At 61.6% G+C, this 14,704-nt stretch carries 12 protein-coding genes; 7 read left to right on the forward strand and 5 right to left on the reverse strand.

All coding sequences use genetic code 11. The annotated features are described in order from the left end of the window. Positions 1–63: 63 nt before the first annotated feature. Both GRF63_RS16135 and GRF63_RS16470 read left to right on the forward strand, forming a co-directional pair. Positions 64–270 (forward strand): hypothetical protein, encoded by a 207-nt coding sequence (locus GRF63_RS16135; RefSeq protein ID WP_160487088.1) that lies wholly within the window; start codon positions 64–66, stop codon positions 268–270. A gap of 100 nt (positions 271–370) precedes the next feature. Beyond that, positions 371–871, forward strand: a complete 501-nt coding sequence (locus GRF63_RS16470) for a hypothetical protein (protein ID WP_202131793.1) — start codon at positions 371–373, stop codon at positions 869–871. Positions 872–877: 6 nt separating this feature from the next. Here GRF63_RS16470 and GRF63_RS16140 read toward each other — a convergent pair whose 3' ends face one another. From GRF63_RS16140 to GRF63_RS16150, 3 genes are all read right to left on the reverse strand, one after another. Further along, complete coding sequence (locus GRF63_RS16140) at positions 878–1,375, reverse strand: DUF2939 domain-containing protein (RefSeq protein ID WP_160487089.1); 498 nt, start codon at positions 1,373–1,375, stop codon at positions 878–880. Further along, positions 1,375–3,198, reverse strand: a complete 1,824-nt coding sequence (cobT, locus tag GRF63_RS16145) for a cobaltochelatase subunit CobT (RefSeq protein ID WP_160487090.1) — start codon at positions 3,196–3,198, stop codon at positions 1,375–1,377. The genes GRF63_RS16140 and cobT overlap by 1 nt, the downstream gene beginning before the upstream one ends. 66 nt (positions 3,199–3,264) lie before the next feature. Continuing rightward, positions 3,265–3,984: a DUF4197 domain-containing protein gene (locus GRF63_RS16150; protein ID WP_160487091.1), complete on the reverse strand. Its 720-nt coding sequence runs from the start codon at positions 3,982–3,984 to the stop codon at positions 3,265–3,267. A 53-nt stretch (positions 3,985–4,037) separates the two neighbouring features. Here GRF63_RS16150 and GRF63_RS16155 point away from each other — a divergent pair, with 53 nt between their 5' ends. The 4 genes from GRF63_RS16155 (at position 4,038) to GRF63_RS16170 (ending at position 10,907) form a co-directional block, all read left to right on the forward strand. Then, positions 4,038–6,209 carry a primosomal protein N' gene (locus GRF63_RS16155; protein WP_160487092.1) on the forward strand — a complete coding sequence of 724 codons (2,172 nt, stop codon included), beginning with the start codon at positions 4,038–4,040 and terminating at the stop codon, positions 6,207–6,209. Between the two features lie 186 nt (positions 6,210–6,395). After that, a complete protein-coding gene (locus GRF63_RS16160) occupies positions 6,396–7,376 on the forward strand; it encodes a sensor histidine kinase (protein ID WP_160487093.1) in 981 nt (326 codons plus the stop codon). 183 nt (positions 7,377–7,559) lie between these two features. Continuing rightward, positions 7,560–9,185, forward strand: a complete 1,626-nt coding sequence (locus tag GRF63_RS16165; RefSeq protein ID WP_160487094.1) for a tetratricopeptide repeat protein — start codon at positions 7,560–7,562, stop codon at positions 9,183–9,185. Between the two features lie 138 nt (positions 9,186–9,323). Then, complete coding sequence (locus GRF63_RS16170) at positions 9,324–10,907, forward strand: cryptochrome/photolyase family protein (RefSeq protein WP_160487095.1); 1,584 nt, start codon at positions 9,324–9,326, stop codon at positions 10,905–10,907. A 17-nt stretch (positions 10,908–10,924) separates the two neighbouring features. Here GRF63_RS16170 and GRF63_RS16175 read toward each other — a convergent pair whose 3' ends face one another. Both GRF63_RS16175 and GRF63_RS16180 read right to left on the reverse strand, forming a co-directional pair. Next, positions 10,925–11,845 (reverse strand): CPBP family intramembrane glutamic endopeptidase, encoded by a 921-nt coding sequence (locus GRF63_RS16175; protein WP_160487096.1) that lies wholly within the window; start codon positions 11,843–11,845, stop codon positions 10,925–10,927. 69 nt (positions 11,846–11,914) lie between these two features. Continuing rightward, a complete protein-coding gene (locus GRF63_RS16180; protein ID WP_160487097.1) occupies positions 11,915–12,964 on the reverse strand; it encodes a bifunctional transcriptional activator/DNA repair enzyme AdaA in 1,050 nt (349 codons plus the stop codon). A gap of 52 nt (positions 12,965–13,016) precedes the next feature. On the opposite strand from GRF63_RS16180, the gene GRF63_RS16185 reads away from it, so the two are divergent. Continuing rightward, complete coding sequence (locus tag GRF63_RS16185) at positions 13,017–14,636, forward strand: S1 family peptidase (RefSeq protein ID WP_237392575.1); 1,620 nt, start codon at positions 13,017–13,019, stop codon at positions 14,634–14,636. Positions 14,637–14,704 lie beyond the last annotated feature (68 nt).

Here is a 14,704-nt window from a genome sequence, read left to right on the forward strand (position 1 = left end):
AGAGCGCGCCAGCGCGGGGGACAAGCAGCGAGGTGCGCGGCAAATCCAACTAACCTGGAACACATGGAACAGAAAAACCTCTCTTGTGTCGCCCTGCCGCTCAGGAACTGTCACTTTGCCCCGAAAAGCGTCACCCTGGCCGCGAAAAACGTGACCCGCTGCGGGGCGAAGCGTAACCTTCGCCGCGATTGTACCGCGCAGAGCGCGAATTTTTTGCAGGGCGAGATTCAACAACATGGGCAAGGTGGAAGCATTACGATCCACATGTAGGACACGAGATTTCACCCTGGCCGGGACTTGCATCAACACAGCGGGGAACTGGTAAGTCTCACCCTGCGTTGCCCTGACTTCATTCCTGTTCGGAGCCAACATGATCCGCATCACCAGTCTTGCCGCTTTATCTTTCCTCGCGCTTGCAGCTTGCGGAGATGCCGATACGCCGACAACGGGCTCCGAAGCAGTCGAAACTGCGGAAACACCCACGCAGGCATCTGCGAGTGCGCAGGATGCAACCACCGATCAGCAAACGGCCAGCGAGCCCGCGCCCGCACCTGCCGACGCCGAAACCACTGCCCGCAGCGACGGCCAGCGCGAGGTGCGCTGCCACATTACCAATGATCGCGGGCTCGATTTCGACCAGCAATGCCTTTTCCGCGCGCAGAGCAATGGAAGCTTCGCGCTTTCGAAGGCTGACGAGGCCCCGCTTTTTGAAAATATCACAATGGTAAATGTGTCAAAGACGGGCACCAATTCTGCAGAGGTGCGCGGGCTCACCACCGATGGCATCAATTCGCGCTGGGGCGAAGCCACCCGATCCACCGACGATCCCGCCTGCTGGACCGGCGCAGATTTCGAAGTGTGCGCCTATTGAGGAATATCAGGGCAATTCGAAGCCGGTCAGCTTCCAGTCCAGCCCATCCCGCGCAAACAGCAGGATCGGCCCGGCGGTGCCATCTTCAAATGTGCCCACGGCGCGAAAATGGTCAAATCCCTCGCGCTCCACATCCCAATCGATGGATTGGCCGCGCAGCCGCTCTGGCAGCAAGCCGGCGGCAAGTGCGCCCGATGTTATCATCTTGCCAACGGCAGACGGTGTCAGCGCGCGGTCCGTTATACGCCAGCCCACCTGCTTTGCCACCGCGCTGCCAAGCTCGTCCAGCAGGCCGCCCTGGTCGATGTTCAACCGCGTAGCCTCGCTGATCTGATCGCTGACGGAGGCGCGGAAGGCGGGGAAATCCACCCTGCGCTCCAGCTCCGCCGTGTCGCCCGCCTTTGCTGCATCGGCCAGCCCCTTCATGGCGATCCATGGGGAGGCGAAATACCAGCCGCCGACGATGGCGACGACAAGGACCAGGAGCGCGAGAAGCTTTTTCATCAATCGACGTCGAACAGGTCTGCAAGCTGTTCGATAATCGTGCCGCCCAGCTGCTCTGCATCCATGATCGTCACCGCCTTCTTGTAATAGCGGGTAACATCATGGCCGATGCCGATGGCGACAAGCTGTACCGGGCTGGCCTTCTCGATCCAGTCGATCACCTTGCGCAGATGCGCTTCCAGATAGCCTGCATTGTTCACGCTGAGGGTGGAATCATCCACCGGCGCGCCGTCTGAAATCACCATCAGGATGCGGCGGTCTTCCGGGCGGGCCAGCAGGCGTTCGTGCGCCCACAGCAATGCCTCTCCGTCGATATTTTCTTTCAGCAGGCCTTCGCGCATCATCAGGCCGAGGGAGCGGCGCGCGCGGCGCATCGGCTCATCCGCCTTCTTGTAGATGATATGGCGCAGATCGTTCAGGCGGCCCGGCTGATCCGGGCGGCCATCGCTCAGCCATTTTTCGCGGCTCTGCCCGCCTTTCCACGCGCGGGTGGTGAAGCCCAGCACCTCCACCTTCACGCCGCAACGTTCCAGCGTGCGGGCAAGGATATCGGCGCTGATCGCGGCGATGGAAATGGGGCGTCCGCGCATGGAGCCGGAATTGTCGATCAGCAGGGTGACGACGGTGTCCTTGAACTCCTGCTCCTGCTCCTGCTTGTAACTGAGCGAATGGCCTGGGCTGACCACCACGCGCGCCAGACGGGCGGCATCCAGCAAGCCTTCTTCCTGATCGAAATCCCAGCTGCGGTTCTGCTGCGCCATCAGGCGGCGTTGCAGGCGGTTGGCAAGGCGGGTGGTAACTCCGCCAAGGCCTGCCAGCTGGCTGTCCAGATAGGCGCGCAGCCTGTCCAATTCCTCAAAATCGCACAGCTCCGTTGCCTCGACAACTTCATCGAAACTGTTCGTATAGGCCTGATAATCAAAGCTGTCGGGCAAGTCCTGCCACGGCGCGTTGCGGCGCTGGGGTAGTTGCATTTCTTCGCCGTCATCGCCTGGATCGCCTTCGGTAAGCTCGTCCTCACCGGGGGTCTGTTCGCCCTCGTCGCCTTCGCTTTCCTCGCCCTCTGCCCCCTCTGCGCGGGCTTCGGGCTGGTCGGACTGATCGGCGCCGTCCTGATCCTGATTGTCGTCCTGCGTTTCGTCCTGACCCTCTTCGGAATCCTCGTCATCGTCGAGGCCGTCGGTATTCTCCGGCTCCATCGGCACCATGTCGAGGTGGCGCAGCATGTCGAGGCCCAGCTTCTGAAAACCGTTCTGATCGTGCAGCAGATCGCGCAATTGCTCAAAATCGTCGCCCGTGCGGCTTTCCACGAATTCGCGCACCATCTCCACCCCTTCACGCGCGGCGGCGGGGATCGGCTGGCCGGTCAATTGCTCTCGCAACATCAGGCCAAGCGCGGTGTGCAAGGGCACATCTTCCGCACTCGTGGCGCTGGCGATGGGATCGCCTGCCAGACGCCTGTCGTGCATCGCTTCCATATTGGTGCGCATGCCCGAATATTCGCTCTCGCCAATCGCCTCGTACCGGACGCGCTCGATCGTGTCATAACAGGCACGGGCATCCGCATCCTCAGGCCGCATTTTCGCATGCAGGGCGCCGTCGTGATGGCGCAGCCGCAGGGCAAAGCTATCGGCAAAGCCGCGCGCCTCACGCGCCTGTTCAGGTGTGACATCGCGGCCCGGCATGGGCACGCGGGCGCTCTTGCCCTGCTGCGAAGGCTGATCGGCAGTCCAGCCGATCTCTACCTCAGGCTCATGCGCGATGGCACGCGCCGCACCGGTCAGCGCGACTTTAAAACGGTCGAGTGGGGATTCGTCAGACATCAGTGAAGCTCTTTCAAGCGCGCTGCCTAGAGATAGAGCCGCACCATGCGCAAGGGTCTATAGCTTCTAAAGCACGGCCCCTGCACCAAAGACGCTGATCAGCAGCGGATCGTTGGTGGCTTGCGGATTGCGGCGAATGGCCGATTCCTCAAATCCCATCTCCGTCCAGATGGCATTGTCCACCTGCCCGGCAAGATTACGCGCCACGCCGCCCACGTCGATGCCTGTCAGCCCGGTCAGCAATTCCGCCACCAGCGGCTCATTGGCAAGGCGCATTGCATCGCCCAGTTCGGGCACCATCGCATCCACCAGTGTTACGCCCAGGTCATTGCGCAGGAAGGACGTGGCAGCAGTCGGCCCGCCGTTCACGAGCGCAATGGCGTTCTGGATGCCGATCACGCGCACGGCATCCGCCACGATGGGCGCGGCGCGCTCTGCCCCTTCGATGGCGATATCGGCAAATGCACCTTCCAGACGGTTCTTGAACAGGGTGGAGGTGAGGATGCTGGCGACGACACCGCCGCGCGATCCGATGAGGTTGGAGAGGCCCAGCGATGCAACCTGCTCATCCCAATAACCACCCGGCGCCGTCAGCCGGGCAAAGGCGCGCTCGCTTGAAATATAGAGCAGGCGGCGGATCGCATCGGTCAGGCTGAAACCGCCGAAACTCTGGCAAGCGGGCAGCAACAATGCGCTGGATGCCAGCGCGCCGCCCATAAAGGCGCGGCGGCCCATAATGCCGGAAGAGGTGCCGGATTTGGCGGAAAGATTGGTCAATTCGGTCATAAGGCAACTCATCTCCTTGCAGGCAGGGTAATGCCCGCCCCATATGGCTGACAATGCCTGCATCCCGCGTCCGCCTCCTGGTCATGAATGCCGCGCTCGGTCCGCTCGATTACCGGGTGCCTGAGGGCATGGATGTCGAACATGGATCGGTCGTGGTCGCTCCGCTGGGGCCGCGTCAGGTCACAGGTATAGTCTGGGAAGATGAACGCCTGCCAACCGATCCGGTGCCCGAGAACAAGCTGCGTCCTCTTCTGGGCGTGCTGGAGGTCCCGCCGGTTCGGGCAGAACTGCGGCGGCTGATCGAATGGACGGCGGAATATTACGTCGCCCCGCTCGCCGCCGTGGCGCGCATGGTGATCGCCAGCGGCGGCGCGCTGCGCGGTCCTGCCACCATGACGGAATACCGGCTGACCGGCGGCGCGCCCGAACGCATGACGCCGCAACGCCAACAGGCGATAGAGGCGCTGGAGGGTGAGCAGGCCACGATCCGTGAGCTATCGGGCCTCGCTGGGGTATCCGAAGCCGTGCTGCGCGGGCTGGTGAACCAGGGCGTGCTGGAACCTGTCGAGGTGGATGTCGACCGCCCCTACCCACGCGCGCATGCCGACTATCATCAGCCCGATTTATCCGCTGACCAACGCGAGGTTTCTGACCGGCTGGTGGAGGCCGTGCAAGCCAGGAAATTCGCGCCCATCCTGCTGGATGGCGTGACAGGCTCCGGCAAAACGGAGACCTATTTCGAAGCCATCGCGGCGGCCATCGCGGCAGACCGGCAGGTGCTGGTGATGCTGCCTGAGATCGCGCTGACGGAAAACTTTCTCAGCCGGTTCGAGGCGCGCTTCGGCGCTGCGCCAGTCGTGTGGCATTCCTCGCTGAAATCCACCGAACGCCGCCGCGCGTGGCGCGCCATCGCCAGCGGGGAAGCGCAGGTGGTGGTGGGCGCGCGCTCTGCCCTGTTCCTGCCTTACGCCAACCTCGGCCTGATCGTGGTGGACGAGGCGCATGAGATCAGTTTCAAGCAGGACGAAGGCGTGCGCTACAATGCCCGCGACGTGGCCGTGATGCGCGCGCGGTTCGAGAAGATGCCCGTCATCCTCGCCAGCGCCACGCCCGCGCTGGAAAGCCTGCACATGGCCGATACCGGCATCTACGAGAAACTGGTGCTGCCCAGCCGTTTCGGCGGCGCGCAATTGCCCGATATCCAGCTGGTGGACCTGACGGAGGAAAAGCCTGGCAGCGGCGCGTGGATTTCCCCGCCATTGCGCCGCGCGCTGTTCGACAGGCTGGAAAAGGGCGAGCAATCGCTGCTGTTCCTCAACCGCCGCGGCTATGCCCCGCTGACGTTGTGCCGCCATTGCGGGTTTCGCTTCCAGTGCCCCAATTGCAGTGCCTGGCTGGTGGAGCATCGCCTTTCGAAGCGCCTCGCCTGTCACCATTGCGGGCATGAAACGCAGCCGCCAGAAACATGCCCCGATTGCGGCGAGCCCGATTGCCTTGTCGCTTGCGGCCCCGGTGTAGAGCGGATTGCGGACGAAGTCGCCGAGATGCTGCCCGATGCGCGCGTTGCCGTGGTCACCTCCGATACGCTCAACAGTCCTGAAAAAGCCGCCGAATTCGTCGCCATGGCGGAGGCCAAGGCTATAGACGTGATTGTTGGCACGCAGCTTGTTACCAAGGGCTTCCATTTCCCTGAACTGACCCTTGTGGGCGTGATCGATGCCGACCTCGGCCTGGAAGGCGGCGATCTTCGCGCGGCGGAACGGACATATCAGCAGGTGGCGCAGGTGGCCGGGCGTGCCGGGCGCGGCGCGAAGCCGGGCGAAGTGCTGATCCAGACGCGCCACCCCGAAGCTCCGGTGATCGCCGCGCTGGAAGCTGGCGACCGCGATGCCTTTTACGAGGCTGAAACCGAGGCACGTCGCTATGCCGGGGCACCCCCGTTCGGGAGATGGGCCGCCATCATCATCTCAAGCGAGGATGAGCGAGAGGCGCGCGAGGCTGCCAACCGCCTTGGCGATACGCGCCCTCACCTTGATGATGTGCAGGTGCTTGGCCCTGCGCCTGCGCCACTGGCGTTGCTGCGAAACCGCTATCGCTTTCGCCTGTTGCTTAATGCCAGAAGGAGCGCGGATCTGCAGCAGGTGATCCGCCACTGGCTGTCCGGCATTGATCACCCGCCAGGCGTGCGCATTGGCGTGGATATCGATCCTTACAGTTTCGTTTGATGCGTAAAGTTGCCGCCAACCGTCAGCCCCAAAACCCACGCGAAACGGCGCGAACTTGATTTTTTAAGCATTTCTGGCTATAAGTAAAATTTCAACGAAATCAATAATTTAAGAAGAACGCGGGACGACGAAATGTTTGATCCGGAGAATCCTCCGCCTATTCCCAAAGGATTTTCTCGGGAGACGATGGAAGATCTCCCTTTTGCACTGGTGATTGCCGATGCGCAACTGCCGGACATGCCGCTGATCTATGTGAACAGCGCCTTCGAACGCGTTACGGGCCATTACGGCAAGAACGTGATCGGGCGCAATTGCCGCTTTCTTCAGGGTGAGAATACGGACGATGCTGACCGTACTGCCATTCGCGAAGCCTTGAGCCGGGGTGAGGAGCTGACGATCGATATTGTGAACTATCGCGCCACTGGCGAGGAGTTCATCAATCGCTTGCTGCTGTCACCCTTACGGCAGGATGGAGAGGTCACGCATTTCCTCGGCATCCAGTCGGAACAGCCCAAGGACAAGGCCTTTGCAGAGCGCGCCGCCAGGCTGGATGAGCAACTGCGCGAGGTTCAGCACCGTGTGAAAAACCACCTCTCGCTGCTGCTGTCGCTGATCCGGATGGAATCGAAAAAGGGCGAGAACACCAAATCTTCGCTGGATGTGCTGGCCAACCGGGTTGAGGCGCTGAACCTGCTTTATGACGAATTCTCTCGTCCCGACCAGACTGAGAACAATTCGGTGGCGCTGGGCGCCTATATCTCCCGCGTCTGCAGCGCGCTCAACATGCTGGACGGGCATCGCGAAGTGCGCATGAACCTGGAGATGGACGAATTTCGCGCCACGGTGGATTCCGCCTCGCAGATGGGTCTGCTGGTTTCCGAACTGCTTACCAATGCCTTGCAGCACGCGTTCGAATTGGAGCATGAAGGCATGGTGGATGTTCGACTGTGGAATTCGGACGCGGACGATGCGATCTGCCTTCAAGTGTCTGACAATGGCCTGGGCATTCCGCAGGAAATAGATTGGCCCAATGATGGCAGTCTTGGTGCCCGGATCGTGCGTGAGCTGGTAAAGCGGCTGTCTGGTGAACTGAGCGTGGAAACCGGCCAAACCGGGACCACGGTAACGATCACCTTTCCCAAGAGCGCGTTGTCCACCAGCGGTTGATCACAACGGCAGAAACCTTTGCAAAAAGTTCGCGATTTTGCTCATTCTTGTACGTTAATTTCATTTGAAACGAAGGTTTTGTAACGAAACTAATCACTCGGCTGATCGTGCAAAACCAACCATTTACCGTATTGAGTTGAGGGGCTTAGTCCCTTACGTTCCCGGTCTGGACTGGAGAAAAACATGATGAAACGCGCACTTGCCGCACTTGCTGCGACAACTTCCCTTGCCTTGGCTCCCGCTGCCTTCGCCGCCGATTGGTTCCGGGCAGAGACAGAACACTTCATCGTCTATGCCGAGGATGATCAGGACGACACGGTAGAATTCGCCCAGGATCTTGAGCGGCTGGACGAGGTGCTGAGCCTTTTCACCGGGGTCAAGACCGATGCAGAGCCCTTGCCTGAATCTTCCAAGGTCACGGTTTTCCGCTTTGGCGAGACGTCGGATATGTCGGTTCTGCTGGCAGGCAATCGCAACACCGGCGTTGGCGGCTTCTTCATCGGCCGCGCCAACGGTTCGGTCGCCTTCGTACCGCGCCAGCGCAACAAGCGCCGCGACCGCAGCCTGCGCAACGCGATTGACGAGGACATGATGCTGGATCCCAAGGCCACGCTGTTCCACGAATACGTGCACTACTTCATGTTCCAGCACGCCGATGCGCCCTACCCGCTGTGGTATAGCGAAGGCTTTGCAGAGCTTTTCTCCAACCTGGAATTCAACGAGGACGATTTCGTCATCGGTGACGTGCCGACATGGCGCAGTGCCTCGCTGACGACGATCCCGATCGACCTTGAGAAGACCTTCGATCCCCCGGCACGCGGTGATCGAACCACGGTGGGCCGCACCTATGCGCACGGCTGGTTGATCGCCAGCCACCTGAACCTGAACCCGGAACGCCGCGGCCAGATGAGCGAATACATGGTCGCCATCGGCGAAGGCTTGTCCCCGATGGAAGCTGCGGAGCGTGCCTTTGGCGATCTCGACGTGCTGCATGACGAGCTGGAAGAATTCCGCCGCGGCGCGGCCCGCACCCTGCGCGTGCCCTACGCCGTGAATGCAGAGCCTGAGGTAGAAGTGCGCAAGCTGAACGAAGCGCAGGCTGCCCGCATGGAAACGATGATCAAGTCCAAGCGCGGCGTGGACGAGGACCGGGCAGAGCGCGTGGTTCGTGAAGCGCGCAAGCTGGTGGCGCAATATCCGCAAAGCCCCGAAGTCCTGCTGACAGCGACGGAGGCTGAGTTCGACGCCCGCAATTATAACGAGGCCGAACGCCTTGCTTCGCAATTGCTGGCGCTGGACCCGCAATCCACGGAAGCGGCCAATTTCTACGCCGCAGTCGCGCTGCGCCGTTCTTTCGAGGATCCTTCACAGCTGGCAGAGGCGCGCAGCCGGTTTGCCGCTGCAAACAAGCTGGAAACCGATCACGCCTTTCCGCTCTATGGCTATTACCTGACGTACCTGTTTGACGAGAGCCAGCCGATCCCCGACCAGGCGAAAATCGCCCTGGAAGCGGCCTTCAGCTATGCCCCGTTTGACATCAATGTTCGCCAGGCGCTGATCCACATGCTGCTGAAGGAAGATCGCGCGAACGAGGCACGCATCGTGGGCGCATCCTTCCTCAATGATAATTCCGGCTATTCCTGCATGCTTCGCAAGAAGTTCGATGAATATTCCGCCGGTGACAAGGAGCCGCTTCTCGAAGAAGTGCGTCCTGATCATCCGGGCGATTACATGGACGAAGCCGCGCAAGAGGCACGTCAGAAAGAAACCGAGGCCGAGATCGAAAAGTACGGCTGCGAAACCGACTGACGCTGAAACTCTGATCGTTTAAGAAAGAGCATCGAATGCGGCTTGGGCTGCGTTCGGTGCTCTTCTTGTTTGGGTCGAAGATGCACGGGCTTTGGTCCAATGTCTGGCACCAGTCCCGCGGGCCAGCGTTGCCAACGCATGGCATCACCCGAAACATCCACGCCCGATGGCCCCGTACTCGTTCCCATTCTGGGGGATCAGCTCACCCGCGACTTGGCTTCGATCAGGGGCCGGACAAAGGATGATACCGTCATCCTGATGATGGAGGTGTGGGACGAGGCAACCTACGTCAAACATCACAAGCAGAAGATCGTGCTGATCTTTTCCGCCATGCGCCACTTCGCCGCAGAGCTGCGCGATGCGGGCTGGACGGTGGATTACGTGACGCTGGACGATGAGGATAATTCCGGCAGCTTCACCGGAGAGATTGCCCGCGCCACCAGCCGCCACGATCCGCGCGCCATCCACGTGGTGGAAGCCGGCGAATGGCGCGTGCAGCAGGCTATCGAGGAATGGCCGGACAAGTTCGATTGCGAAGTGGAAATTCTGCCCGATGATCGCTTTGTCGCCAGCATCGCGGAGTTTCGCGAATGGGCAGAGGGCCGCGATGCGCTGCGCATGGAGTATTTCTACCGCGAGATGCGCCGCAAGACCGGGCTGCTGATGGATGGTGACAAGCCGGAGGGCGGGCAGTGGAACCTGGACAAGCAGAACCGCGAATCTCCCGATGACGAGATGGACGCGCCAGAACGCCCGAAGTTTGAACCGGACGAAACGACGCGCGACGTCATCGAACTGGTGCAAAGCCGCTTTGCCGATCATTTCGGATCGCTGGACAATTTCGCCTGGCCCGTGACCCGCGACGAGGCGGAAGAGGCCGCCGATGCCTTCTTCGAAGAGCGGATAGAGAATTTCGGCCCCTATCAGGATGCGATGGTGCACGGGGAGGATGATCTCTATCATTCGATGTTGTCCACCAGCATCAATCTGGGGCTGCTCGATCCGCTGGAGCTGTGCCAGCGCGCGGAAGCATCGTACCGCGATGGTAAGGCGCCGCTAAACAGCGTGGAAGGCTTCATTCGCCAGCTGATCGGCTGGCGCGAATATGTGCGCGGGTTCTACTGGTATCAGATGCCCGGCCTGCAGAGTAACAATGCACTGAACGCGCAGCGCGGTCTGCCGGAATTTTACTGGACCGGCGAAACGGACATGCGCTGCCTTGCCGATTGCGTTCGCTCCACCCGCGATAATGCCCATGCCCATCATATCCAGCGGCTGATGGTGCTGGGCAATTTTGCCCTGCTCGCCGGCATCAATCCCCGAGAGGTGCAGGACTGGTATCTGGTGGTGTATGCCGACGCCTATGAATGGGTGGAATTGCCCAATGTGGCGGCGATGATCCTTTATGCCGATGGCGGAAATCTGGCGTCGAAGCCCTATGCCGCCAGCGGGAATTACATCAACAAGATGTCCGATTATTGCAAGGAATGCCGATACTCTCCATCAAAGAAGACAGGCGAAGCCGCCTGCCCGTTCAACCCGCTGTACTGGCATTTCATGCACCGGCACCGCGATCGGCTGGAAAGCAACCATCGTATCGGGCGGATCTATTCGACATGGGACAGGATGGGAGAGGACAAGCAACAGGAGTATCTGGATAGCGCAGAGGCTTTCCTCGACACTCTCGAACCTGCAGGCAGAGGCTGGGCGCGCAATGACTGACGCGGGGCCAGACCGCCTCAATAGGCGGTGATCGCCTCGCCCTTGCGGCTCCACATCGGTTTCACGATCCTGCCGCGCCTGCTTGCCAGCACCAGCATCCAGATCCCTGCCCCTGTTGCCACCACCAGTGCAAAGATCGTCGCCTCCAGCCCGAAGCCGCCGCCTGCCAGCAGCATCGGCCCCTCCAGCGTGGCGGCAATCGGCCCGCTGGTGGCGTTGCCCGATACCGGCACATCCCACAAAGCCTGCACCACGTTCCACCCTGCGTGCAATCCGATCGCCAGCCAGAGCGAGCGCGTGAGCACATAGGCAGCGCCCAGCAAAACGCCCGCCTCTATCGCGATGGCGAGGGAGGAGAAGAAGGTGGCATTATCATTGCCGCCATGAAGGAAGCCAAAGATCAGCGCGCTGATGACAAGCGCGATCCAGGTTCCGGTCAGTTCCTCCAGCCAGCGCAGGATGATCCCGCGGATCAGCAATTCTTCGAAGAAACCGGCATAGAGCCCAAACAGAAAGATGATCGTCATCCAGTCGGCAAAGTCATCCGATCCGGCGATACGGTACGCTCCAAACAAAGCAGCCAGGCCGACACAGATGGAAATGAGGATGGCACCGCCACCAAACCCGGCCGTCACATCGCGCACCGCGCGCAGGTTCAGGGGAAGATCGTCATGCTTCTTCGCCCCCAGCCGCCGGATGATGAGCTTGTAGGCCAGCATGCACAGCGCAATCAGCACGAAGACACTGGCAATCCCGCCTGCCGTTTCACCAAGTGCCGGATAGACAAGGTGTTGCCCTGCAAGCGCCGCTAGATAGGCCGCACCCACCACCAGAGCGAGCGCGACCGCCATGGCAATAAGCGGAAACTGCCAGATCCTCAGCCAGACAGAACGGTTTTCACCGGCAGCTGCGGGCGATATCGGCGTTGTGTCTTCCATAAGATTGATCCTTCACCACGGCCACCCTGCTTCGTGCAGGATCGGCGCGCGCTCCACAAGATGCGCGCATCACTTGCCGCGCTTTTCCCGCTCCAGCAATTCTGCCTTGATCGCGGTGCCATAGGCATATCCGCCCAGCCCGCCATCGGCGGCAATCACGCGGTGGCAGGGAATCAGCACGGCGATATTGTTTGCGCCATTGGCCCCGCCCACCGCGCGGCTGGCCTTGGGCTGGCCAAGGGCGGCAGCAAGTTCGCCATAGCTGCGCGTTTCGCCGGACGGGATACGGCGAAGTTCATCCCACACGCGCTGCTGAAAAGCGGTGCCCTGCACATCCAGCGGAATATCCTGACCGGTGCCGGGTTTCTCCACCGCCTGCAGCACTGTTGCGAAAAGGGTGCGGAATTGCTCCCCGCCCTCGATCAATTCGGCCTTGGGAAAGCGGGCGCGCAATTGCTCTTCACCCTCATTGAATGAAAGGCAGCACACCCCGTTGTCCGTGGCCGCCACCAGCATCGTTCCCAATGTGGTTTCCATCAAGGCATAGTGAATGGTGCGTCCGGCTCCCCCATCCCGGCGGTCTTTCGCGCTCATGCCAAGCTGTCCTTTCATATCCTCGTAAAAACGGGAGGGGGCCTGATAGCCCGCCTCATATATGGCGTCCGTCACGCGTCGCTCCTGCGCCAGCGCCTCTCCGGCCCGCTCTCGCCGCAATGCTCGCGCGTAGGCGGCGGGTGACATGCCAACCGCCCGCTTGAACACGCGCTGGATATGCGTGGGCGAATATCCGGTTGCCGCGCCGAGCTGCTGCAGGGACACCGGGCCTTGCGCTTCCCGCACCATGTCCAGCACGCGCAGCACGGCGCGTTCCTCTCGCGAATGCTGATCCGGCGCGCACCGCTTGCAGGCGCGCAGGCCTGCGTCCTCTGCCGCAAGGGGCGTTTCATAAAAGCGCACATTCTCCCGCTTGGGCGCGCGCGCCGGGCAACTGGGGCGGCAATATATACCCGTTGAATGCACGCCGGTAACAAACACGCCATCGAAGCGGTGATCCTTCGCCAGGGCGATGCGCCAGCGATCCTCGTCAGTCAGCGGGGCGGGAATTGTTCGTTCGGTCATGCCATTGCTTTGCCAGCTTTGTGCAAGCTGCGCGTCCCGAAGCTTGCGGTCAATGCACAAGCCTATAGAAGCCCGATCCCATATGCACCGGATCGCCAGCCTTCTCGCCCTCATCCTCGCCGCGCTTACGCTGGCGCCCGCAACGGCCTTCGCCGATCCGGGCGATATAGAGGCATCGGCGCGCGGCGTTGTGCGCGTGATCATCATCGGCAAGGACGGCGAGGAAATCTTCGCCATCTCTCACGGCACCGGCTTTGCAGTGGGGGGAGAACGGATCGTCACCAATGCCCACGTGGTGCGCGAGGCTGTGGATGACGATCGCCTTTCCATAGGCGTGGTTCCGGCAGAAGGGGCCGAAGCGGTCTATGCCAGGCTGGTTTCCGTCAGCCCGAAAAACGATCTGGCGCTGCTGCAACTGACAGAGCCACTGGGCCTGCCCCCGCTGACGATTGCAGGCAATCCGCCGAAAAGCGGCCCTGTTACGGCGGTGGGCTATCCGATGAACGTGGATCGTGCGCAGGGCCTTGGCCAGTCGGATATTTTCCGCGCGCAGCCCCCCGTTACGGCCACGGGCTTCCTTTCGGGGCGCAGGCCCAGCAAGGAATTCGACACGATTCTCCATACGGCCCCCATTGCGCGGGGCAATTCCGGCGGCCCGTTGCTGGACGATTGCGGGCGCGTGATCGGGGTCAATTCCTTTGGCACCGAAAGCGCTGGCTCCGATGCAGAGTTTTTCTTCGCCGTCAGCACGCGCGAACTGCTGCCCTTCCTACGCGCCAATGACGTGCAGCCGCGCATCAACGCCCTGCCCTGCCGCAGCCTCGCCGATCTGGAGGCGGAAGAGCTGGCGCGCGCAGAAGCCCAAGCCGAAGTTGCGCAGGCGCGCGCCGATCGCGAGGCAGAGGCTTTGGCGCAGCAGACTGCCGAGACGCGGCGGACTATCACGTACCAGGTGATCGAAGCACGCTCCAACGGCATGGCGCTGGCGCTGGTGTTCTTTATCATCGCGCTCGCCGCTGGCGCGGCGGCTGTCTTCGGACATCTGAAGGGCGATATGCGTTTGCGCGCCATCGCGGGGGTTGTTGCGCTGGTGGCTCTGGTGGGCGCGCTCGTCAGCTGGGTGTCCCGCCCCGCCTTTGCCGAGATTGACGATATGGTGGAGGAAAGCCTGCGCGCCGGCGCGGAGGCGGACGGGCCGACAGGCACGGTGCCCATGCCGGGCGCCACCACCGCTACACAAAGCGGCAGCTACACCTGCGTGCTGGATACCGATCGCAGCCGGGTGGTGGGCGATCCGGCAGACGACATGACTATAGAATGGTCCGACAAGGGCTGTATCAATGCGCGCACACAATATGGCCTGACCGGTGGCCGCTGGACCCGCGTGTTCGTTCCTGCCAATGAAGCTGCCGTATCGGTGAACCGTTATGACCCTGCCGCTGGCGAGCTGGTGATGGAACGCTATCTGCTCGATCTGGAAACCATGCGGGAGGCGCGCACCGCCCGCGGCGCCTATGTCGCACCTGAATGCGGCGCGGACGAGGAAGCAGCGCGTGAACTGGGCGGCAATCAGGCCGCTATCATGTCTGCCCTGCCCCCGCGCCCCAATGAACGGCTGGTCTATCGCTGCTCCGAAATGGTAGAGATGGATGGTGACACGGCCGGGAATTAGGGTAGTTGCCAGGGTAACAACCTTTACTCCACTGCCGCGTGTAGCATCGCATGAGTACTTGCGCCGGA

Origin of the sequence: Aurantiacibacter rhizosphaerae (assembly GCF_009807005.1) — a bacterium.
GTDB lineage: Bacteria > Pseudomonadota > Alphaproteobacteria > Sphingomonadales > Sphingomonadaceae > Alteraurantiacibacter > Alteraurantiacibacter rhizosphaerae.

Excerpts from the sequence above, each read along its gene's own strand:
- GRF63_RS16135 (WP_160487088.1), top strand. The coding sequence starts at position 64 with ATGGAACAGAAAAACCTCTCTTGTGTCGCCCTGCCGCTCAGGAACTGT.
- GRF63_RS16470 (WP_202131793.1), top strand. The coding sequence starts at position 371 with ATGATCCGCATCACCAGTCTTGCCGCTTTATCTTTCCTCGCGCTTGCA.
- GRF63_RS16140 (WP_160487089.1), bottom strand. The coding sequence starts at position 1,375 with ATGAAAAAGCTTCTCGCGCTCCTGGTCCTTGTCGTCGCCATCGTCGGC.
- cobT (WP_160487090.1), bottom strand. The coding sequence starts at position 3,198 with ATGTCTGACGAATCCCCACTCGACCGTTTTAAAGTCGCGCTGACCGGT.
- GRF63_RS16150 (WP_160487091.1), bottom strand. The coding sequence starts at position 3,984 with ATGACCGAATTGACCAATCTTTCCGCCAAATCCGGCACCTCTTCCGGC.
- GRF63_RS16155 (WP_160487092.1), top strand. The coding sequence starts at position 4,038 with ATGCCTGCATCCCGCGTCCGCCTCCTGGTCATGAATGCCGCGCTCGGT.
- GRF63_RS16160 (WP_160487093.1), top strand. The coding sequence starts at position 6,396 with ATGGAAGATCTCCCTTTTGCACTGGTGATTGCCGATGCGCAACTGCCG.
- GRF63_RS16165 (WP_160487094.1), top strand. The coding sequence starts at position 7,560 with ATGATGAAACGCGCACTTGCCGCACTTGCTGCGACAACTTCCCTTGCC.
- GRF63_RS16170 (WP_160487095.1), top strand. The coding sequence starts at position 9,324 with ATGGCATCACCCGAAACATCCACGCCCGATGGCCCCGTACTCGTTCCC.
- GRF63_RS16175 (WP_160487096.1), bottom strand. The coding sequence starts at position 11,845 with ATGGAAGACACAACGCCGATATCGCCCGCAGCTGCCGGTGAAAACCGT.
- GRF63_RS16180 (WP_160487097.1), bottom strand. The coding sequence starts at position 12,964 with ATGACCGAACGAACAATTCCCGCCCCGCTGACTGACGAGGATCGCTGG.
- GRF63_RS16185 (WP_237392575.1), top strand. The coding sequence starts at position 13,017 with ATGCACAAGCCTATAGAAGCCCGATCCCATATGCACCGGATCGCCAGC.